This is a genomic window from Alteromonas sp. AWJ4_197 (assembly GCF_056160285.1).
This window is the reverse complement of the sequence record NZ_JBSWWW010000001.1, coordinates 67,509-89,316: the sequence shown is the minus strand read 5'-3', so window position 1 is coordinate 89,316 and position 21,808 is coordinate 67,509. Positions and strand designations below refer to the sequence as shown.

Annotated in this window: 20 protein-coding genes; 12 read left to right on the top strand and 8 right to left on the bottom strand. The window is 49.8% G+C overall.

Going from position 1 to position 21,808, the window contains the following annotated elements; genetic code table 11:
* Positions 1-115 precede the first annotated feature (115 nt).
* Positions 116-1,474 (bottom strand): CsgG/HfaB family protein, encoded by a 1,359-nt coding sequence (locus ACXAGC_RS00450; protein ID WP_474841450.1) that lies wholly within the window; start codon positions 1,472-1,474, stop codon positions 116-118.
* 616 nt (positions 1,475-2,090) lie between these two features.
* Between ACXAGC_RS00450 and ACXAGC_RS00445 the strand changes: the two genes are divergently transcribed.
* From ACXAGC_RS00445 to ACXAGC_RS00430, 4 genes are all read left to right on the top strand, one after another.
* Entirely contained in the window at positions 2,091-3,095 is a 1,005-nt protein-coding gene (locus ACXAGC_RS00445) for a DUF4382 domain-containing protein (protein ID WP_474841448.1), read from the top strand.
* Positions 3,096-3,284: 189 nt separating this feature from the next.
* Complete coding sequence (locus tag ACXAGC_RS00440) at positions 3,285-3,815, top strand: YgjV family protein (protein WP_474841446.1); 531 nt, start codon at positions 3,285-3,287, stop codon at positions 3,813-3,815.
* Entirely contained in the window at positions 3,815-4,420 is a 606-nt protein-coding gene (locus ACXAGC_RS00435; protein ID WP_474841444.1) for an FMN-binding negative transcriptional regulator, read from the top strand. Before ACXAGC_RS00440 ends, ACXAGC_RS00435 begins: the two co-directional genes overlap by 1 nt.
* A gap of 74 nt (positions 4,421-4,494) precedes the next feature.
* Positions 4,495-5,394 (top strand): hypothetical protein, encoded by a 900-nt coding sequence (locus ACXAGC_RS00430; RefSeq protein ID WP_119502730.1) that lies wholly within the window; start codon positions 4,495-4,497, stop codon positions 5,392-5,394.
* Positions 5,395-5,451: 57 nt separating this feature from the next.
* Here the strand turns inward: ACXAGC_RS00430 and ACXAGC_RS00425 are convergent, their stop codons facing one another.
* From ACXAGC_RS00425 to argC, 7 genes are all read right to left on the bottom strand, one after another.
* Positions 5,452-6,309, bottom strand: coding sequence for an alpha/beta hydrolase (locus ACXAGC_RS00425; RefSeq protein WP_474841442.1), 858 nt, complete (start codon positions 6,307-6,309; stop codon positions 5,452-5,454).
* A gap of 293 nt (positions 6,310-6,602) precedes the next feature.
* Positions 6,603-7,913, bottom strand: coding sequence for an amino-acid N-acetyltransferase (argA, locus tag ACXAGC_RS00420; RefSeq protein ID WP_474841440.1), 1,311 nt, complete (start codon positions 7,911-7,913; stop codon positions 6,603-6,605).
* 8 nt (positions 7,914-7,921) lie between these two features.
* The gene (gene argH, locus ACXAGC_RS00415) at positions 7,922-9,304 is read right to left on the bottom strand and encodes an argininosuccinate lyase (protein WP_474841438.1); all 1,383 of its coding nucleotides are present in this window, start codon (positions 9,302-9,304) and stop codon (positions 7,922-7,924) included.
* Positions 9,305-9,316: 12 nt separating this feature from the next.
* Positions 9,317-10,525: an argininosuccinate synthase gene (locus tag ACXAGC_RS00410; RefSeq protein ID WP_474841436.1), complete on the bottom strand. Its 1,209-nt coding sequence runs from the start codon at positions 10,523-10,525 to the stop codon at positions 9,317-9,319.
* A 13-nt stretch (positions 10,526-10,538) separates the two neighbouring features.
* Positions 10,539-11,450 (bottom strand): ornithine carbamoyltransferase, encoded by a 912-nt coding sequence (locus tag ACXAGC_RS00405; RefSeq protein WP_474841434.1) that lies wholly within the window; start codon positions 11,448-11,450, stop codon positions 10,539-10,541.
* A gap of 20 nt (positions 11,451-11,470) precedes the next feature.
* On the bottom strand, positions 11,471-12,235 hold the full coding sequence (gene argB, locus ACXAGC_RS00400; protein ID WP_349589757.1) for an acetylglutamate kinase: 765 nt from the start codon (positions 12,233-12,235) through the stop codon (positions 11,471-11,473).
* Complete coding sequence (gene argC / locus ACXAGC_RS00395; protein ID WP_349589754.1) at positions 12,235-13,251, bottom strand: N-acetyl-gamma-glutamyl-phosphate reductase; 1,017 nt, start codon at positions 13,249-13,251, stop codon at positions 12,235-12,237. The genes argB and argC overlap by 1 nt, the downstream gene beginning before the upstream one ends.
* Positions 13,252-13,763: 512 nt before the next feature.
* Here argC and ACXAGC_RS00390 point away from each other — a divergent pair.
* From ACXAGC_RS00390 to ACXAGC_RS00355, 8 genes are all read left to right on the top strand, one after another.
* Complete coding sequence (locus tag ACXAGC_RS00390) at positions 13,764-14,174, top strand: methylglyoxal synthase (RefSeq protein WP_303572012.1); 411 nt, start codon at positions 13,764-13,766, stop codon at positions 14,172-14,174.
* Positions 14,175-14,484: 310 nt separating this feature from the next.
* Positions 14,485-15,192 (top strand): response regulator, encoded by a 708-nt coding sequence (locus tag ACXAGC_RS00385; RefSeq protein WP_474842366.1) that lies wholly within the window; start codon positions 14,485-14,487, stop codon positions 15,190-15,192.
* The gene (locus tag ACXAGC_RS00380) at positions 15,189-16,595 is read left to right on the top strand and encodes an ATP-binding protein (protein ID WP_474841430.1); all 1,407 of its coding nucleotides are present in this window, start codon (positions 15,189-15,191) and stop codon (positions 16,593-16,595) included. Before ACXAGC_RS00385 ends, ACXAGC_RS00380 begins: the two co-directional genes overlap by 4 nt.
* A complete protein-coding gene (locus ACXAGC_RS00375; protein ID WP_474841428.1) occupies positions 16,562-17,524 on the top strand; it encodes an alpha/beta fold hydrolase in 963 nt (320 codons plus the stop codon). The genes ACXAGC_RS00380 and ACXAGC_RS00375 overlap by 34 nt, the downstream gene beginning before the upstream one ends.
* Positions 17,525-17,780: 256 nt before the next feature.
* Positions 17,781-17,984, top strand: coding sequence for a hypothetical protein (locus tag ACXAGC_RS00370; protein WP_474841426.1), 204 nt, complete (start codon positions 17,781-17,783; stop codon positions 17,982-17,984).
* Positions 17,985-18,095: 111 nt separating this feature from the next.
* The gene (trmL, locus tag ACXAGC_RS00365) at positions 18,096-18,560 is read left to right on the top strand and encodes a tRNA (uridine(34)/cytosine(34)/5-carboxymethylaminomethyluridine(34)-2'-O)-methyltransferase TrmL (RefSeq protein ID WP_119503500.1); all 465 of its coding nucleotides are present in this window, start codon (positions 18,096-18,098) and stop codon (positions 18,558-18,560) included.
* 132 nt (positions 18,561-18,692) lie between these two features.
* Complete coding sequence (locus ACXAGC_RS00360; RefSeq protein WP_474841424.1) at positions 18,693-19,880, top strand: efflux RND transporter periplasmic adaptor subunit; 1,188 nt, start codon at positions 18,693-18,695, stop codon at positions 19,878-19,880.
* Positions 19,873-21,807 (top strand): MacB family efflux pump subunit, encoded by a 1,935-nt coding sequence (locus tag ACXAGC_RS00355; protein WP_474841422.1) that lies wholly within the window; start codon positions 19,873-19,875, stop codon positions 21,805-21,807. The genes ACXAGC_RS00360 and ACXAGC_RS00355 overlap by 8 nt, the downstream gene beginning before the upstream one ends.
* The last annotated feature ends 1 nt before the right edge of the window (position 21,808 follow it).

Sequence of the window (21,808 nt, the reverse complement as noted above, 5' to 3'; positions counted from 1 at the left end):
GCGCCGGCCTGTATTGACTGCGAATAAAAAAGACCGTACAACCCAAGTTGTACGGTCTTTTCGTTTTTAAAGATGTAACCCCTTCGAGATGAATTCCTGCGGTTATCCTTTCTGCTTAAATCCCTTCAGGGAAGAGCGATTCTTTGGTTACCACCTGAATGCTTTCGATGATACTGCGGACATCCGGATCTAATTTTTCATTTTTAAGGGCCAGCATCCGGTTACGTTCAAATAGCTCTGTATGTTGTTCAATGCGTTTACCCATTTTACTCCAGGCCTGAGCCCTTGCCTGATATGGCCAGGCTTCCAACTCGATGCGTTGTGAATCCAGTTGTGTTAGCAACATTGACGCAACTGAAGCAATAGTCATACCTCCGAATATGCTTGAATCTGTTTTGTCAGGATCTATGGACACGAAAGTAGTCATCATCGGACCATAGGTTTTTAACCAGTCGTAATATTTGTTGAAAGCCTGCTCATCATACTCATCAACAGCAAAGTTGTACGACTCACGTTCAGATACGGTCACCCGTGTAGGTGTAGGCTCTACATAAACAGCAGTGGTGGTTGTGGCTGTGGTAACGATAGGACCGGCATCCGTCGCTTCGGGCATGGCGTCATCTGCGCCGCCTACCGTTAACAATCCGCCTTTACCCAGGCCACCTTTTACTTCCTGAGCCTTATACGTGCGCAGGGCCATTACCATCTGGTTGTAAGAATCGGCAAACGCAGTTACCAGCATTTTACCTTCCGGTGTTTTCGAGAAGCCACCGGCGCCACCGGCTGCCGCACCGGCAAACATGCCCCCAAACAGACTGAAGTCATGATTCGCTGCGCTGCCTGTGGATGATGAAACCTGAACACCTGAGCGGTTATCAATGAGCAGTAACGAGGTTGCCGCTTCGTTTTTACTGAAGCCGCCGCCCACGATGGAACCCAGCGCGCCAAATAATGCACCGCCTATGGCTTTACCGCCCTGTGTTTTTTCTGCAAACAACACGGAAGGGCTGAGAGTATAGTCTGCGGCAACCATCTGACCGCCACCAATGTTTGAGCCTGATCGCAACTGTCCGGACTGCATCAACTGCCGTTCAGTATTCATGGCATTCATAGCACGGCCCCGCTCGACAATTACAAAGCAGTTGGATTGCTGAATCATCAGGCGGATCACTGGAATCGTGCTGCCTAATTTAGGGTAGGTCCTGCGGTATTCGGACCACCAGGGTAAAGAAGTGTCTTCAAACACACTGAGTGTACCGAGGGTTTCGTCGCAGTTTTCCAACTGAGTATTATTGTTAGCTGCAGATGCCCCGCCGGCTCCACCACTTACAGCGCCAGAATCACTACCGCCCATTTTAGGACTGGTAGACATACAGGCGGTCGCAAAAAACAAAGCGCTGATAACGGTTATAACGGGTTTGGCGAGGGATTGTACCTGGGATGCACAACCTGAGCCTGGATTATTCCTTTTCACAATCAATTCCTCTGATAGGTGTAATAAGTAAACCGGATCAGGCTGGATTTATGACGATATTAGAAACAACACCCGATTCCGGTGTTGAACAAAAGATGGCGGAGTTGACTGCGCGAACTTATCCATAAGCTTCGGGATGGTCGCAATTCCCTTTTGACGACTCAACAAATTCAAAATAGCACTGCAGGCCAGATGGGACAAGATAATTGATCAAAAAATGATCATAGTATGGGATAAGCAACAATACCTTACACGAGGAACAGGAATTTATCTTCTTGCATGTACCCTTAACTTATTGATCTTTCGTTCGGTGTGAACGGCTTTGCATACAGGTTGAAGAAAAACTGTACGCTCTGCGGCTAAAAAGTAAACGAACGCATACGTAAACTAAAAAACCTCCTGCACGGGCCGGAAAGTGTCGGTACATCGCTACGTTTTCACTTCAAAAATGACTAAGTCACCCACTGTGTTGTTAGTTAATTTTTTGTTTTATATGCTCTTTTTTTCTTTGGCACACTGCTTGATATGACCATGGCACAAGAACAAATTCTGGTTAACGCCTATATAGAATTTAAGTGATATTGAAACAGCAATGCAGAGAAAACGGAGAATAATAATGAAAACAGGAGCTGGTGCAGTAATGAAGCGCTATACAAAGAAAATTAGTCGTGCTCTGAAGCAGGCAGGCCCTGCGGCTCTTATTATTTCTTCTGTTTCGCTACTGACTGCCTGTGGTGGTGGCAGTGGTAGTGAAGTGACTCAGGTCGAAGATACAGAAACGTTTTTCTCTAATTTCACATTGAATATCTCAGATGCGCCGGTGGATAACGCCAGTGAAGTGGTCGTATTTTTCAGCACCGTTGAGTTACGCGGGAATGGTGATGCAATCACCATCGATGTCACAGACAGTAACGGCGATCCCCGCGAGATAGATTTGCTTACCCTTCAGGGAAATGCATTTGCATCGTTGATAGAAGATTTTGATTTGCCCGCCGGTGAATACACGCAAATTCGAATTCCTGTGTCTGAAGCGTCTTACGTGGTCATGGATGATGGCACCTGGCCTTTGTCCGTACCTTCCGGTGAAGTGAAGTTAGACGGTTTTACTGCGCTGGCCGGAGAGGAGCAGACATTTACCGTCGAATTTGATTTACGTAAAAGCCTGGTGGATCCGCAAGGTCAGGATGAGGTGTTCCTGAAACCCCGGGGAATACGGCTGGTCGATAACAGCGAAGCCGGCGGCATTGAAGGCCGTGTCGGGGAGTCATTGCTGACTCAGGCAGCTTGTTCTGTGAAGTCTGACTTTACTTACGGTAATGCTGTTTACGTATTTGAAGGCACGGGCCTGGATGTGGCCTCCTTAGGGGATGACGCAGACACCAGTGCCACAGATACTGAGTTCCGCCCGGTCGCGATAGCAACGGTTAATACCGAGACCAGTTTCGATCAATCATCTTACGGGCTGGGCTATCTGGAAGCCGGTGATTACACGCTGGCACTGACCTGCCTGGGTCATCTGGACGAGCCTGAAACCGATGATGATAATGAATTTTCTTTTTTAACTGTCAAAGAAGTCACGGTTGCTGCTAACGAAGTAACAATAGCCAACTTTGACAATTGAGCCTGTTTGCGGGCAATGGACTGTCCGCTCTTTTATTCTTATCTGGTGTGAAAGCATCTCAGATTACTCTGAGATTTCACACCAGAGGTTTACATTTGAACCGGCCAGCCAGGCGACTTTGGACAATCATTGCGTGGTGGCTGCTTAGTTGATACTTTAACGGTATCAACGCGTTTACCCTCATCTTACATGACTCTCCCTGAGATAGACTTTGCCCAGGCAGTAGGGCTGCTCAGCTTTGTGCTTGGCATACTGTGCTTTTACCAGAAAGACGACCGGCATCTGAAACTGATGATGGTGGTGATGAACCTTAATCATGCCTTCCACTTTTTCCTTCTGAATGCCATTACGGCAGCCGTAAGCGCGCTGCTGGCCGTTTTGCGAACCGGGTTATCGCTGAAAACCAGTTCGCCGGTGGTGGCTTTCTGGTTCATTGCTTTTACGATGGGGTGGGGGATCTGGCTGGCAGACAGTTGGAAAGACTTGTTCCCCATTCTCGGCAGTTGCGTAGGCACCTATGCGGTTTTTTGTCTCACCGGCATTTCTATGCGCATTGGCTTCTTAATTGGTGCATTGTGCTGGCTGACTAATAATATACTGGTGGGGTCTATTGGCACCACGCTGCTGGAACTTACCCTGATTGCGGTGAATTTAAATACCATCCGCCGGCTCTGGCTGCATAAAAAACTTAATGAAGATATCCATGAGGCCGGAACCTGATGTTTATTCCTAAAAATATGCGTATGCCTGCGGGCGGACAAACATGGTCGTTCATTAAAGCGCACAGCTTCGGTGTGATGATTACATCTGATCTCACCGCCACACATTTACCTTTTGTGGTTCGTGAACAGGAAGGGCAACTGCTGGGTCATATGGCGAAGGCAAATCCTCAGTGGCGGGATGCAGATGGTCAGCGGGTGCTGGTAATTTTTTCCGGCCCTCACAGCTATATTTCTCCCCGCTGGTATGCCAGTAAACCAAACGTCCCTACATGGAATTATGCTGCTGTACACGCTTACGGGACGCTGGAGCTTGTTGAAGATGAGGCAAACCTTGCCGCTATGATGGCACTGGTTGAAACCTACGATCCGGGACTCACCGGGGATAAAAGTATTATGTCTGACGACTATGTGAATAAGTTATCCGGTGCAACCACCGGATTTCGTATTCAGGTGGACACGCTGGAAGGTAAAGAGAAACTGAATCAGCACAAGTCACAGGCTGATCAGCAAGGCGTTTATCAGGCTTTGCAGCAATCACAAGATACAGACGCACTGGCGCTGGCGAACTACATGAAATCACGGCATTTGGGGACCGGGGAATAATTTCCGGCCCCTGACGTTAATCTGCTATTATCCATTTCCATCTTTAGCGTGACAAAATTCCCCCATAATCCATCATGGTAAAAATCCTGTTTGCTTTTATTGGCCTTGCTGCGTCCGTGGCTGGCATTATTACGCTCACTGCTGTGCACGATCTTTACAGTAAAAAGCGCGTTAATCTTGATCCCCACCTGCGGGAGATTTCCGGTATCGAGTTCGATAAAAAAGACCGGTTATGGGCGATTAATGATGGTGGCGATGACCCGGTGCTCTATCAACTGGATGATGACGGCAGTATTGTTCGCAAAATCCATGTGACCAACGCGAAAAATATCGACTGGGAAGATATGACGCAGGATGCCTTCGGGCATTTTTTCTTAGGGGATTTCGGCAATAACGATCAGTCGAGAAAATGGCTGACGGTATACAAAATAGAAAATCCAATCGATATTAAAACCGATACGACGGAAGCTGAAATCATCAAATTTACTTATCCGGAAATGGACGGTTCTCCAATCCCGCCGGAACATCGTAATTTTGATTTGGAAGCATTCGTGGAATTTGACCACAATCTGTATCTGTTTACCAAAAACCGTACTATTCCTTTCGACGGTCTGACTAACCTGTACCGCATCGGCGATTATGCTGCGAACTTTGAAGCTGAGTTGCTGGGCTCATTCCAAACCTGTACCACGCTGGAAAAACTCTGTTGGATCACGTCGGCGGCCTTAAACCCTGAAAGGGATATGCTGGTTCTGCTGGACTCCACCAGCTTATGGTTGTTCGAGAACTTTGAAGGAGATAATTTCTTTTCCGGCGATGTCTCACGGATTGATTTAGGTATCGTGACCCAAAAGGAAGCGGTGGCGTTTTATAACAGCAATACCATTGTACTGACCGATGAGGAGTTCAATGGCATTGGTGGGAATGCCTATGTCATCAAGCTGGATGAAGCTGAGATTAAGCGCATCCGCTGATGCCGCTGTCCCTGAGACAGAACAGCGGCTGATAATATATCTGTCAGTGAGAAGTGTTTATCTGGCGAACTGTCTGAATACGTAGGGTAATGACGCTCCCAGCGTTTCTCCGTGAGACAGGCCCTGAAGCGTAGTCATTTCAGCATCAACACCGGCTGCTTTTAAACGTTCAACCATTCTGGCGGTTTCACCGGCAGGAACCGATTCTCTTGCTTTATACACGGCAGCCAGTGTTGCGGCATCCCGACCTCCCCGCGGGCGGCGTTTTGCTTCACCGCCAGAACCCGTGACTACTAACAGGCTTTTGTCTTTAATGTCAGCCGGGCTTTCCGTTAGCAGGTCGTGCTCCTCAGATAAAATATAGCCTTCTCCCCACCACAGTGACGGATCGACAGGGGCATAGAACGCGAAGCTGTCTGGCCGGGTGAACAGGGCGTGCAAAACGAAAATACCGCCATAGGAATGACCCCATAATCCCGTCTTCTCAGGGTTAACCGCGGTATTGTCTGAAATGGCAGGAACGACCTTACCGGTGATAAAAGACAAGTATCCGTCTGCGCCACCATACTCTCTGCCGGGGCGTTGCTCTTTAGCGCTTAATGCAGACTCATTGACGGCCGGAGTGTAGTCATAGGCGCGGGCATCGCCGTCAATGCGCAGATCGTTGTCATGAGCGAGGAATGCCAGTACCGGCGGGGCTGCGCTTTGCGACAGCTCACTTAGTAAGTCTGCAGACACGTCCATCAGTGCAGCATTACCATCGAGCATGATGAGTAAAGGATAGCCCTTTTCCGGCGCCGGTGCTTCCGGTATCGCCAGGTTCACCCGGTACGCTTTCTGCGTATTGTGTTTTGCGTCATGTCTGGTGAATTGTAAACGGGTGAAGCGGTAGCCAGGGGCACCGGTATCAGCCACGGTTTTACCGGTTGTTATTGTAAGATCCGGTTGAGCGTTTACGGGTGAGACGTGACTAAGAGAAAAACTGAAAAGTGAAAAAATCAAAACTCTGATAAACATATTGATAGCCTGAATAACGAAAAACGTGAGTGCGACTGCAAATTGATGCCTGATAACGAATCAGGTAAATGCAACGACCGATTTTACCACTAATGAGAATGATTATCTTTTGCTATTTGATGTGTTCAGGGGATGAGGACAGTGTTTTAAAAAAACAACCTGCCGGATGGCAGGTTATGATACAAAGTAAATTACAGCCCGAGGGTGAAAATCTTCGAGTTACGCTGGAAGTTATACAGTTCTTTTTTCGCCTGCGGCAGTTCGCCGAGATCTGAAGGACGGAAACCGTGTTCCAGAAACCAGTGTGCTGTCAGCGTAGTCAGAACAAACAAGGTATGTATGCCTGAATCCAGTGCACGACGTTTCACTTCTTCCAGAATGCGCTCTGCCCGGTTTTTGCCACGGTAGTCCGGGTGTGTTGCCACACAAGCCAGCTCCGCTTTGCCTTCTTCCGGATAGAGATACAGCGCCGCACAGGCGATGATCATGCCGTCACGCACAATAATAATGAACTGATTGATTTCATTCTCAAGGCGTTCACGGGAGCGTTTCACCAGCGCGCCACTTTCTTCCAGCGGCTTGATGAGGTTAATGATACCGCCCACATCTTCGATGGTGGCACCACGTAACTGCTCGTAATGGTGCTCCATCACCAGCGAACCGGCACCGTCACGGGTGAACAATTCCTGCAACAATGCACCGTCAGTTTCATAGCTGATACAGTGAGCACGGGGGATGCCGGCTGCCACACTGGTGGTCAGTGCACTTAACACCGTTTGCTCAGTCTGAATTTGCTCTTCAAAAATGAGCTCTTCCAGTTGCGGACGTTCAATGGTGCGCAGTAATTTGCCGTCGTTATGACGAATACCGTCGTCTTTGGAGAAAACGATAATTTTATCTGCTTTTAGTGCAATCGCAGCCTGCGTCGCCACATCTTCATGGGATAAGTTGAACACTTCTCCGGTGGTGGAATACCCCATCGGAGAAAGCAGAACAATCGAGCCGTCATTCAGATGATCGTTGATACCTGTGGTATCAATCCGGCGCACCAGGCCGGTGTTTTCATAATCGATGCCGCTGCGTACACCCATAGGTTTAGCGACGACCAGATTACCTGTACACACGCGAATTTGTGCGCCGTGCATAGGTGAGTTGGGCAGTCCCATGGTCAGCAGTGCTTCTACGTGGCTACGCACTGAACCGGCGGCATCTTTGACGCATTCCAGGGTTTGCTTGTCGGTAATGCGGACACCGTCGAGAAAACGACCTTCGATGCCCCGCATGCTAACCCGTTCGTCTATTTGCGGACGGGCACCGTGCACCAGCACCAGACGTACACCTAAGCTGGCGAGCAGGGCGATATCGTGAATAATGTTGGCAAAGTTACTCTGTTCGATGGCCTCACCACCGAACATCAGCACAAAGGTTTTTCCTCTGTGCGCGTTGATGTACGGCAGCGAGCTGCGAAAGAGTTTTATGCCATCATGATGAGCTAACACCATTTTTCGTGTTACCCCAGCTTATCCAGATTTTCCAGCTCCTGATACAGTGCTTTGGTCACTGTTTCCTGGCTGGTGCCGCCCAGAATATTGCGTTGGTTAACGCCATATTCCAGTTGCAGTACCGGATACACATCGTCTTCGATTTTATCGCAGATGGCCTGTAAATCAGCCAGCGGTAAATCTTCGATGGCACAGCCTTTGTCGATGGCTGCCAGCACCACTTTACCTGCAATATCGTGGCCGGTACGGAACGGAATGCTCTTACCTACCAGATAATCGGCCAGTTCGGTGGCGTTAGCATAGCCCTGCTGGGCGGCTTCACGGCAACGCTCTTCATTCAGCGACAGTGAGTCGAGCACTTCAACAGCAATACACAGACAAATATGCCACTGGTTTACGGTATCAATGGCACCTTCTTTGTCTTCCTGCATATCTTTGTTGTATGCCAGTGGCAAGCCTTTCATGGTAACCAGCAGGCCTTGCAGGCTGCCGAAAACACGTCCGCATTTACCACGCATGAGTTCCAGCGCATCAGGGTTTTTCTTCTGCGGCATCAGTGACGAGCCGGAAGTTACCGCATCACCCAGTTGCAGGAAGCCTGCTTCACCTGAATTGTAGAAAATCAGATCTTCAGCCATACGGGAAATATGCATCATACTGGTGGACGCACAGAACAGCAGTTCCAGCACGAAGTCCCGGTCTGATACTGCATCCAGACTGTTCAGGCAAGGTGAATCAAAGCCCAGTTCTTCCGCCAGTTCATGACGGTCAACCGGGTAGGTGGTACCTGCAAGCGCACCGGAGCCCAGCGGGCACTGGTTCATGCGCTTTTTCAGATCTTTCATCCGTGCCAGGTCACGCTTGAACATTTCCACATAGGCTAAACACCAGTGTGCAAAGTGAATGGGCTGGGCACGTTGTAAGTGGGTGTACCCCGGAATAATGGCCTGCTGGTGGCGGCTGGCGGTGTTCAGCAATGAGCGGATCAGCGCTTTTAAGTCAGCTTTCAACGAGTCAACGTGTTCACGGACCCATAAACGAAAATCTGTCGCGACCTGATCGTTACGGCTGCGACCTGTGTGCAGTTTACGACCAATGTCACCCAGCTTATCGATAAGTGCCGCTTCCACGAAGCTGTGAATGTCTTCTTCCGGACTGGCGTCGAAATCCAACTCGCCTTTCTCCGCCAGTACTTTCAGTTCAGACAGGGCAGACTCTAACTGCGCCTGTTCGTCTTCAGTCAGTACACCTGCTTTCTTAAGACCGCGTGACCAGATAATGGAGCCCTGGATATCCTGTGCTGCCATCACTCTGTCGAACGGCAGGGAATCATTCACCTGCCGGAACATGTTGCTACTGCCTGCCGCAAAACGGCCGCCCCACAATGCCATGATATTCTCCTGTTACTGCTGCTTTTTCAGTGCTTCGATACGGCTGGACAGACTGAACAGGCGGATAAAGCCTTCAGCATGACTCTGGTCGTATACATCATCAGCACCGAAGGTTGCGAAATCTTCAGAGTACAGGCTGTTTGGTGAGCGACGTTGCGTCACGGTTGCCTGACCTTTGTAAAGCTTCACAACGATGTCACCGGTTACGCGCTTAGCGAAAGACGCAGCGCCGGCCAGAAGGGCATCATTCAGCGGAGTGAACCAGCGGCCGTCGTACATCACGTGTGAGTATTCCAGACCAATCTGTTCACGGTATTTAAGCGAGGCTTTATCCAGTACCATGGTTTCCAGCGCCTTGTACGCTGCTACCATTACTGTGCCTCCCGGCGTTTCATAACAACCGCGTGACTTCATACCTACCAGACGGTTCTCTACGATGTCGATGCGGCCAACGCCATGTGCAGCTGCAATGGTGTTCAGCTTAACCAGTGCCTGGTATGGCGACAGGGCTTCATCATTCACTTTCGTCAGACGACCTTCTTCGAAAGACAGAGTGACACGTTCCGCCTGATCAGGTGCATCTTCCGGATCAACAGTCATTGTCCAGATTTGTTTGGTAGGCTCCTGCCATGGATCTTCCAGCTCACCACCTTCGTGGGAGATGTGCCATGCGTTTGCATCACGGCTGTAGATTTTGGTCGCAGAAGCTGTCGTTTTGATATTACGTTCTGCCAGGTATGCCAGCAGATCTTCACGGGAAACCATGTCCCACTCACGCCATGGCGCAATGACATGTAGATCCGGTGCCAGAGAAGCGAAAGTACCTTCAAAGCGAACCTGGTCATTACCTTTACCGGTACAACCGTGACACAGCGCATCTGCGCCAACTTTACGGGCAATTTCTACCTGTGCTTTTGCAATCACAGGGCGGGCCATAGAAGTACCCAGCAGATATTCACCTTCGTAAATAGCACCGGTAGTGATAGTCGGATAAATGTATTCGCTGACGAACTCTTCCTTCAGATCAACGATATGACATTCACTGGCACCGGAAGCGATAGCTTTTTCTTTCAGGCCAACCAGTTCTTCATCACCCTGACCGACATCAGCGGCAAATGCCACCACTTCACAGTCATAGTTTTCTTTCAGCCATGGAATGATGGCTGAGGTATCTAACCCGCCGGAATAGGCGAGTACGACTTTATTCACGTTCTTTTTCATTAAACCTGTCCTCTCAGGAACCTAGTAGTTTGGTCAGTATTGCGTTTTGGGCATGCATTCTGTTTTCTGCTTCCTGCATCAGCAGTGATTTGTCACTGTCGATAAGGGAACCGGTGATTTCCAGGTCGCGGTGAGCAGGCTGACAATGCATGACATATTGTGCGCCGGTTTTTTCCATCAGGGCTTCGTTGACCTGATAAGGCATAAATTTATCTTTAATGGCTTCAAGGGGCGTATCATCGCCCATTGATAACCAGGTATCAGCATAAAGCACATCAGCGCCGACAGCGGCATCAATATCGTTGCTTTGTACTATTTTAACGCCGGTTTTAGCGGCAATGTCTTGTGCTTGCGCAACAATTTCCGGATCGGCTTCGTGTCCTGGCGGTGTAACCACAACCTGGTTGCAGCCCAGCAGTGCGCCAACAATCAGTAATGAATGGGTTACGTTGTTGCCGTCACCGATATAAGCCATAGTCAGGCCTTCGGTTTTTCCGAACGCTTCGTACATGGTGAGGTAATCAGCCAGACCCTGACACGGGTGATACTTATCGCAAAGCGCATTGATCACCGGTACTTTTGCCGCTTTCGCGTAGTCTTCCAGCGTGCTGTGTGAGAACACTCGGGCAACAATAGCGTCTGCCCAGCACGCCAGATTGGCAGCGGTATCTACGTTATCTTCACGGCCGGCCAGTTTGCCGCCCTGTACGTCCAGGTAAACCATATGGCCACCTAGTTTATTAATGCCGATATCGAAACTTACGCGGGTACGCAGAGAAGGCTTTTCAAACAGTGCTGCAACAGATTTACCTGCCAGCACCTGGCTGTACTTCGCCGGGTTTTGTTTGATGGTTACGGCTAAATCTAACAGCGCCTTCGTGTCTTCGGGTGTCCAGTTAGCAAAGGACAATAAATCCTGTTTCATGGTCAATATCCTCAATACGGCTATGGCGCGATGCGCGTACCGGTATCCTTATTTAAAATGTCACTGATGCTGGCATCCCAGCTGGCGATGGTGACCGGACGTCCCAGGGACGAAGCTGCCAGCAGAGCCGCATCTGTTTTTACTTTCATGCCGTCTGTGATTACACCACCGGCAACCAGGCTGTCTATTTGTTGTTGGTTTAATGAGCTTAACAGCGCTTTATCTGCATCAAGCACGCCTTTGACGTTAGACAATAGCAGTAACTCGCCGTCAAGCAACTGGGCGATTACGGTGGCTGCCTGGTCGGCATTAATGTTCAGCAAACGGCCCTGCGCACTGGCACCGATGGAGCTGACTACCGGTAACAGATCTTTGCCGGTTAATGCTTTAAGCAGTTCCGGGCTGTTTGCCGAAGGCACGCCAACGGCACCGTATTTCTCATCCAGCGGCTCGCAGCTTACCATGTTGCCATCTAATAAGGACAAGCCAACAGGTGTTAATCCGCTACGGATTGCCAGTGCACACAGTGCTTTGTTCGCACTGCCGGCCAGAGTGCCGCAGATGTACGGCATATGTTCGTCCGGTGTTACCCGCAGACCATCAATTTTCTGGCTGGGCAGATTCAGTGCGGCCATCAGTGTTTCAACCAGCGGACCGCCACCATGTACGATGACCACAGGACGGGTCTTCATGACTTCACCGACAGAAGTCAGTAATGACAACGCCGCATTTTCATCTTCAAGCAGCGCACCGCCCACTTTAATAACAATAGGAGACAATTTCATTATGCAATCAGTCCCTGAGCGTCGGGCAGGCCACTGACCAGGTTTGCACATTGCATTGCCTGCGAGGCTGCACCTTTCATTGTATTGTCGATGGCGCTGGTAATAACGGCATAGCCTGACTGAGCATCCAGTTTCCAGTGCAAATCAACAAACGGCGTATTCACTACATCATCAATTTTCGGGAAGGTATCGCGAATGCGGACAACAGGTTTGCCTTCATAAGCGGTGTGATAGGCAGATGACAGTTGCTCAGCGCTGGCGCCCGGCTTCAATTTCACAGTAATCGTGGCCAGAATGCCCCGCTTAAAGTTACCCAGGTGCGGGGTGAAAATCACTCCGGTGCCAAGCCATGCCTCGATTTCCGGGGTGTGTCTGTGACCCAGCACGCCGTAAGCCTGCAGGCTTACTTCGCAGAAGCTGTTATTCAATGCGGCTTTACGACCAGCACCGCTGACGCCTGACACCGCGTTTATAACCGGGCGCACGGCACTGTCTAACAAACCATTTTCCAGCAGAGGTTTTAACGCTGTCAGTGAAGCTGTGGGGTAACAACCCGGTACGGCAACGATTTTCGCTGCCGCAATATCCTTGGCATACCATTCAGCAAGGCCATACACCGCTTTGTCCAGACATGCTTCTGAGGTGTGTTTGAAACCGTAGAACTGTTCAAATACTTCAGTGTTCTTAATGCGGAATGCGCCGGATAAATCCAGCACTTTGGCTTTGCCTTTACTCAGTGCAGCCATCCAGTCGTGACTGGCTTCGTGAGGCGTGGCCAGGAAAACCAGATCCATGGTATCTGCGAGTGTGTCTAACGTGCTGTCATTCATCGGCGTAAGCATGTACTGGCTCAGGTGTGCATACTGACCGTGGATCGCAGCAATGGATTTATTGCCGTCGGCACTGTTTTCAGAAACATAGGTGCCCAGCAAATCCATAGCAGGGTGACGATGAACTAAATCAACGAGTTGTGCGCCAGTGTAACCACTGGCTCCGATAACTGATACTTTTAACATAATAGGTTTAATTAATTCTGTAGAGGGATAAAAAATCACTTTCTACCTTTGTACGCGAATGAAAGGGATACTGTTTTCATTCGCCCGCGTACAAAGGTAAAAAGTGCGCTACCGCAAAAGCAAATTCACACCGGATCGTCGGTGTACATAATGCAATGTGTAGCCAGCCAGGGGAGAGCTAAACTGTTTTACCTTGTCAACCTGCTGGTCGGGCCTGCTGGTTGGTTGAATCATGAGATTGTCCTGTCATTTTCTCTGTCTTCACGATAAAACGTTGCCATGGCTGACTTAGAGCGCCTATCGAATGCTGCAGAGATTACTAAACCGTCGCCTATGATACTCATTGCGAATAAATATGCAATAAATATGTATAAATATTTCTCTGTGCCTGGCGCGGTGAATTTCGTAATATAAATGGTATGTATGAAGATTATTTGACAGTCCGGCGGCACACCGTTTTGTCACGATACGCACATATTTACTGCCTGTGGTAAGAAAGAAAGGACACAAAAATGAACAAAAAAACCGTTGCACTGGTTGCCCATGACCATAAAAAAGCAGAACTCCTTGCGTGGGTGAATAAACATTTAGACAGTATGCAAAAATGCGAACTGGTGGCAACGGGTACCACCGGTGGTCTGATTGCAGACGATACCGGACTGAGTATCAAACGTTTTAAGAGTGGTCCGCTTGGGGGCGACCAGCAAATTGGAGCGCTCATTGCCGAAGGAAAACTGGATGCATTGATTTTCTTCTGGGATCCACTTAATCCTGCCCCTCACGATCCTGATGTAAAAGCGCTGCTGCGCCTGTGTTCGGTATGGAATGTGCCGGTGGCGTGTTCTTCGGCGACTGCTGACCTTATTATCACATCGCCGTTATTTTTCGCTGAAGATTACTTGCCGCTGAAACCGCAGTATTAAGAGAAAAAGCCGGACCGGTTTACGCCGGTCCGGCGGTTGGCATTGAAGTGTGTGCCAACGTCGGTGGACTCGTGCTTATTGTTAAGTCAGTGTAGGCGGGATTTCTGCAAAGTTGTTTAGTGGTACTGTAAAGCTTCTGTAAAGTTGGTGACATCGCGTCTTTACGGTGGTCGGAGTCAGGTAAACTTACTATCAGCAGGACAGGAGCCATGCCATGACACAGACCGTTTTCTCCATGTCAGTATTACGTTCAATGTCATCAACGCACACCCAACGTTTTTTTAAGCCGCAGAATTTTGGAGGCAATGAGATGGTCGCCACAGCGACAAAGCAGTCTATTTTGATCATTGATGATGACCGTGAACTGACGGACATGCTGAAAACTTATCTTGAGGCAACCGGTTACAGTGTAACCGTGGCCAATGACGGATACAGTGGTCTGGCGGCGGCAACTTCCGGTGAGTCTGTTGACCTGATCCTGCTGGACGTCATGATGCCTCAACTGGATGGCTTTGAAGTGCTGAAAAAATTGCGTATCAGCCATTTAACGCCGGTACTGATGCTAACCGCCCGTGGCGATGATTATGATCGCATCCTCGGACTGGAGCTCGGGGCTGATGATTATTTACCCAAGCCGTTTAATCACCGTGAACTGGTGGCGCGGGTGAAGGCTATTTTCCGCCGTCTGGAAATGTCTACCCAGTCCAGACAGCAACAGGATTTGTCTGTAAACCATATATCACTGAGTATGAGCCGGCAGACAGTGGCAAGCCATAATGTGGCGCTGACACTCACCAATACCGAATTTGCTATACTGCATTTACTAATGGTTAATGCCGGTCAGCTGGTCACGAAAGATGACATCAGCCAGAAGGTGCTGGGTAAGAAGTTACAGGCCTTTGACCGCAGTATCGATATGCATGTCAGTAATCTACGTAAGAAGATTGCTGAAACCACGAATGATGAAAAGATAAAAACCATTCGCGGGTCGGGATATTTACTAAGACTGGCTTCATGAATTCACTTGCACGTTTCAATCCGGCCCGGCGTTTAGTCGGGCGTTTGTTTTTATGGTTCTGGGTAACCTTTATTTTTACCGCAGTTGTGACTTTTTATGCGGTGAGTTTTTTCAATGAACACGCAGAAGTTCGGGCACCGGATGCGCGTGAGCTGGAAGCCCTGAACCGTGCTGTTGCTGCTATTAATCGTATAATTCAGGAAGACGGCGCTAAACCCGCCCGCCGCATTCTGGAAGAAGCTGACCGGATAAGCCGGCACAGACTTATCGCTGTAGGCATTGATGACGGCGCGATGGTGCAGGGAGGAGGGCCACCAGTCAGGCGCAGTGAAGAGGATGATCTGACCAGGCTGGCTAAGCAGGTTTCACCGTTGTCGCTGGTGCGGGGGAATTTTGAGACGATCGGGCCTGCCAGAGTCGCTATTAACGGTAAAGATTTTGCCATTTATGTTTCGCTGATGAACGGACCTCCCGACAGTCAGCAGCCACTCAAATATTTTCTTTGTATCGCATTGGTGATTACCATTGTCTTATCTTATCTTTTCGCCCGATCTCTGGTACGTCCCATCACTATCTTGCAGGAAACCAGTCGTGAACTGGCGGGAGGCAACTGGAAAGCCAGGGTGAAGGAAGCCGATGGCCGCCGTGATGAGTTAGGAAGTTTATCCCGCGATTTTAACGCCATGGCATCGCAGCTCGAACAAATGTGGTTAGGACAGCAGCGGCTACTGGCTGATATTTCCCACGAATTACGTTCTCCTCTCGCCCGTTTGCAAATGGCGGTAGGCCTGGCGCATCAACAGAACATAGATCCGGCGGCTCTTGCCCGGATAGAGCGGGAAGCCGAACGGATGGACTCGATGATCGGACAGTTGCTCACGTTAACCCGGGCGGAGTCCGGCAAGCCGGAAATCTCTCCGGTGATGATCAGTGTGCTGTTTGACCGTACCTTTGCCGACGCCAGATTCGAAGCGTCTAACCGGAACATCCGGTTTGAGGTTGCAGCATTGCCACAGCAAACCGTTAACGTGAACAGTATGCTGTTATGCAGCGCCGTTGAAAACGTAGTGAGAAATGCCATTCGCTACGCGGAATCTTCCGTATCGGTTACCGTTTCTGTGAAGGAATCGCAGTGGTCTGTTGTTGTTAAGGATGACGGCCCGGGGTTATCTGAAGAGGAATGCAGTTCTGTATTTGCACCGTTCTACCGTGCAAGTCTTGCCAGAGATCGTGAGTCTGGCGGGGTTGGTTTGGGACTTGCCATTGCAAAAGCCGCAGTGGAAATGCATCATGGCGACATTAAAGCAACCCGAAATGCGTCCGGTGGACTGGCTGTCACCATTTCTCTGCCACTGGACGGGCGTGATACATGGTCCGGACAATCTCCACAGAACACTCATTAATTCATAACAGCGATGCCATTCCTGCGTTCTGGCAGCAGCATGTCACCTCAGGTGTACTGACTGCCAGAGATGGCGTGAAGCTGGCTTATGCGTTTTGTCTTCCTGCACAGCCTGCTGCTACCATTGTTATCAGCAGCGGCCGTATTGAAGCGTACCTGAAGTATCAGGAAGTGATGTTTGACCTGTACAATCAGGGCTTTGCTGTTTTCATTATGGATCACCGGGGGCAGGGGCTGTCGGACAGAATGACCGCTAATCCGCATCAGGGCTTCGTCCGGGATTTTGCCGATTATGTCAGTGACCTTCACCTCTTCATTACAGAGGTGGTATCGGCCAGACAACCTGACGGAGAGCGTTACCTGCTTGCCCACAGCATGGGGTGTGCGATTGGAGCACTCACGACTCTGGCCCATCCGTCATTGTTTAAGAAACTTGTTTTTTGTTCTCCCATGTTCGGTATACGTCCCGCGTTACCGGGCTGGATTGCCAATTCGTTGCTCAATATGGTGGAGCGCCGCTATCAGAAAGCCGGGCAACAGGAAGGCTATTTTATCGGGCAAAAAGATTACTCGCCGGTTACCTTCGATGCCAATCATCTCACACACAGCGAACTGCGATACCGTTTGTTCCGTGATACTTACGCAAACACGCCAGAGGTCCAGCTTGGCGGTGTAACCGTTCACTGGCTGAGAGCGGCCATGAAAGCCATGGATTTTATTGAGAATAATGCCGGTGATATTAAGCAACCTGTGTTAATTCTCAGTGCCTGCGACGATACGGTGGTGGATAACCGCAGGCAGCGAAGGGTGGCCGGACTCATGCCGGAAGCTGTTCTGCATTCCTGTGAGGGGGCGTATCACGAAATTCTCATTGAAGCAGACCGGATCCGCGAACCTGCCATGAACAGGATCCTCGATTTTCTCGCCTGATTTACAAAAGTGTCTCTATTTTACACACACTGACGGGGGACAGAGTCGCGGGCAATGTCTTCTGCTGACCGGTCGAGCCTCTGTAAATGACTGACCTGACTTTGTTTTCATTAAATTTTAATGACACTGAAAATTGCGGTATGGCTAATGCAGTACTTTCGTATAAGACACGGGAAACTCAGCTGAGTGAACCGTTGCAAAATAAAACTTAACGACAGAAAAGTTGCCCTATAAAGCAATGCGAGGCCAGAAAATCATGCAAAAATATGCTTCATTAAGAACAATGCGTTTACAAGCGCCCCAAAATACAGATTTATCTTCTGTTTACGGGCATGCAATCGGCACTTTCACCCCTTTGTCAGATAAAGTGGTTGAGTTCGTCGGAAACTCTGTGGCGCAACGCCGTGCACGTCGCTGGGCTGCTCAGGCGCAAACTAACAGGGTGCTTAACGCACTGTAAAGGTCCATTGCACCAAAACTGCCCACAGCAACCGCCCTTCCTCCGCTGTGGGCTTGTCTCATGTCCTGTCACACCGTATCCTTGCTCCACAGCAAAATTCGTGATGTGACCATGTTTGATATCGTTTTATACCAGCCAGAAATTCCGCCCAATACCGGCAACATTATCCGTTTGTGTGCAAACACAGGCTTTTCCCTGCATCTGATTGAGCCTCTGGGCTTCGACTGGGACGATAAGCGTGTCAGGCGTGCTGGTCTAGACTACCATGAATTTGCCGACGTAAAGCGCCACGCCAGTCTGGATGCTTATCTTGAAAGTGAACAACCGGCGCGCATTTTCGCCTGTACCACTAAAGGTAAAGCGTTTCACAGTGATGTGAAATACCAGAAAGGTGATGCGTTAATCTTCGGCCCTGAAACCCGTGGTCTGCCCGACGAGTTTATTCAGTCACTGCCTCCGGAGCAACGCGTACGCATCCCCATGTTGCCAGACAGCCGCAGCATGAATCTGTCCAATGCCGTGTCAGTTTTCGTTTACGAAAGTTGGCGGCAAACGGGTTATGAAGGCGCAAGATAAAACTAATCTGATTGTCACGCCCCCGTCCAGCCTTGTCTGTGGACCACTGTGAAGTAATGTTAAGTTGTGTAAAGCCCGTAGTGTAAAGATGCGGGCTTTTGTATTTTAGGTATTTTCACTTAAGGAAAGACTGTGTTATCACCAGGATCCCACCGATGGGTAAAATGGCTGCTGTTAATGGTTGTCATTGCTGTACCCGCCTACGCTGCATGGAATATGTTCGCAGCCCCCGCCCGTGACACCAGCGCATTTTCATTTTCGCAGGTTGGCCGGGGTACCATCGAAAAGAACATCATTGCAACGGGCCAGCTTGAACCCAAACGTTACGTTGTCGTTGGTGCACAGGTTTCCGGTCAGGTTGAAAAAATCCATGTGGAAGAAGGTGATGTGGTGGAAGCCGGCGATTTACTGGTGGAAATTGATGCCACAGTCTTTGAAACACAGGTGCAGAACGCAGAATTTGCGCTGGATGTGAAGAACGCGAACCTAGCACAGTTGAAGGCTGAGCGGGAGCTGGCGTTGCTGCGCGAGAAACGGAACAACAATCTGTTTGATCAGGATGCTGTGAGCGCTGATACCGCTATCAGCAGCCGTATCGACGTCAAAGTACTGGATTCAAAAATTAAAGCCAGTATTGCGCAAATTAAAGCTGACGAAGCATCTCTGGCCGGTGATAAAGCGACACTGGGCTTTGCTAAAATTTATGCTCCAATCAGCGGTACGGTAGCATCTATTGCTGTTCGCGAAGGACAAACATTGAACGCGAACCAGAACGCACCGGAGCTGCTGCAGATCTCTGACCTTACTACCATGACATTGCGGGCAGAAGTCTCTGAAGCTGATGTGGAAAGTATTAAGCGTGGTATGCCGGTGTACTTCTCCACTATTGGAAATACCCGTAAGAAATATCACTCTGTAGTACGTCAGGTTTTACCGACTCCCACAATCATAAACGATGTAGTGTTGTATCAGGTGCTGGTGGATGTGGAAAACATCGAAGGTACGTTGATGGACTCTATGACTACCCAGGTTTTCTTTGTTGAAGAGAAGGAAGAAAATACCCTGGTAGTCCCGCTGGCTGCGGTTAAAGGGCCTCCCCGTGATAAATTCGTCATGGTCCGTGAGCAGGGTGAACTGGTAAGAAAGCCGGTAAAGACCGGGGTCAGTACCCGCACTGAAGTTCAGATTTTATCCGGTCTGAATGAAGGTGATGAAATTGTTTCCGGACAGGCATCAGCTGCTGCAGGCACTAAAGATAATAACGACCGTGGTTTCGGAGGTCCCATGGGTGGTCCGCCTATGAGGGGGCCACGTGGCTGACGTACCTTTAATTGAACTGGCGAATGTGACCCGCAGTTATCAAACTGAAGGTACAGAAGTCAGGGCGCTGGACGGTGTCTCACTGCGGATCCAAAAAGGTGAGTTTGTTGCCATCATGGGGCAGTCCGGGTCCGGAAAATCGACCCTGATGAATATCCTCGGCTGTCTGGACACGCCCACGTCGGGCAGTTATACCATTCACGGCCACGATGTGAACAAGCTGTCACAGGAACAGTTGTCAGCGCTGCGCCTGAAAACCTTCGGCTTCGTATTTCAGCGTTATCAGTTACTCGCCAGCCTCACCGCGACGGAAAACGTTGCGCTGCCGGCAATATACAGTAACACCGATAAGAGCATACGTGAGGAGCGTGCATCAGCGTTACTGACCAAGCTCGGGCTGGGTGACCGGCAGGATCACCGCCCCGGTGAATTATCCGGTGGTCAGCAACAACGGGTATCTGTTGCCCGCGCACTGATAAACGGTGCAGAGGTTATTCTGGCTGATGAGCCAACCGGTGCACTGGACTCTGCCAGCGGAGAGCAACTGCTTAATCTGTTGAAAGAACTGCACGGGGAAGGGGTAACCATCATTCTTATCACCCATGATCCGGCTGTGGCAGAACATGCTCAGCGTCAGGTGCATCTGCTGGACGGACAAATCGTGTCTGATTCGGGGGAAGCTGCTAAGCCGGCGACGACATCTGCTGCACAGCCATCGTCGATAAAACCGTTTAAAAGTATTTCCGGCGTTGCAGCACTGGGTATGGCTTTTTCATCACTGCGGCTTAACTGGTTCCGTACCTTACTTACCCTGCTGGGGATCATCATTGGTGTAGCAGCGGTGGTCACCATGATGGCTATCGGGGAAGGGGGAAAACAGGACGTACTGAAGCGTATTGAAGCTATCGGTACCAACCTGATTTCAGTGCGGCCGGGCGGTAAAAATATGCGCAATTCCGGTGATGTAGCGACGCTGACTCTGGCAGATGCTGACGCATTACGTGATATTCCCGGCGTGACCTACGTTGCGCCGGAACGTTCTTCACGCAATACCATGCGCTATGGGGAAAATGATTTCTCGGGCAGGATTAAAGGCTCCACGCCGGATTACCTTCACGTGAAAGACTGGGAAATGGCGCAGGGCGTATTTTTCACAACTGAAGACGTGAACAACTATGCACCGGTTGTAGTGATAGGTGATACGGTTGCTGAGACCTTATTTACCGATAAGATGCAGGCAGTTGGTAAGTACATACTTATGTCAAATAGTCTGTATCAGGTGATTGGTGTATTAAAATCTAAGGGCGCAACTGCCGGTGGCAGTGATCAGGATGACGAAGTACTGATCCCCATTACGACCGGACGGTTAAAGGTGTTTGGCCGTGAATACCTGAGCGGCATTACAATTAAAGCTGCCAGTTCAGAAGTCGCGTCAGATGTGAAGGATGCCGTTCTTGCTGTGCTCACTGAACGTCATGGTACAGAAGATGTGATGGTGTTTACTACCGACTCTCTGGTTGAGGCGGTTACCGAGACACAAAATACACTTACCTGGCTTTTAGCATCTGTTGCTGCCATATCGTTATTTGTTGGCGGTATTGGCGTGATGAATATCATGCTGGTGAATGTGTCTGAACGTAAACGGGAAATTGGTCTGCGTATGGCCACCGGTGCCAAGCCGGCTGATATTCTCAAACAGTTCAATATTGAAGCCTGGGTGGTGTGTATTCTCGGCGGCTGTGTTGGCATTCTGCTTGGGTATCTGGTGATCCTGATCGTGTCTCAGTTTTCCATTTCAGTGGCTTATACACTGCTACCGCCCGTACTGGCGTTTATTACATCGCTGCTGGTGGGGGTACTGTTCGGTTATGCTCCAGCGCTCAAGGCGTCACGCCTAAGCCCCATTGATGCGTTATCAGAGGATTGAG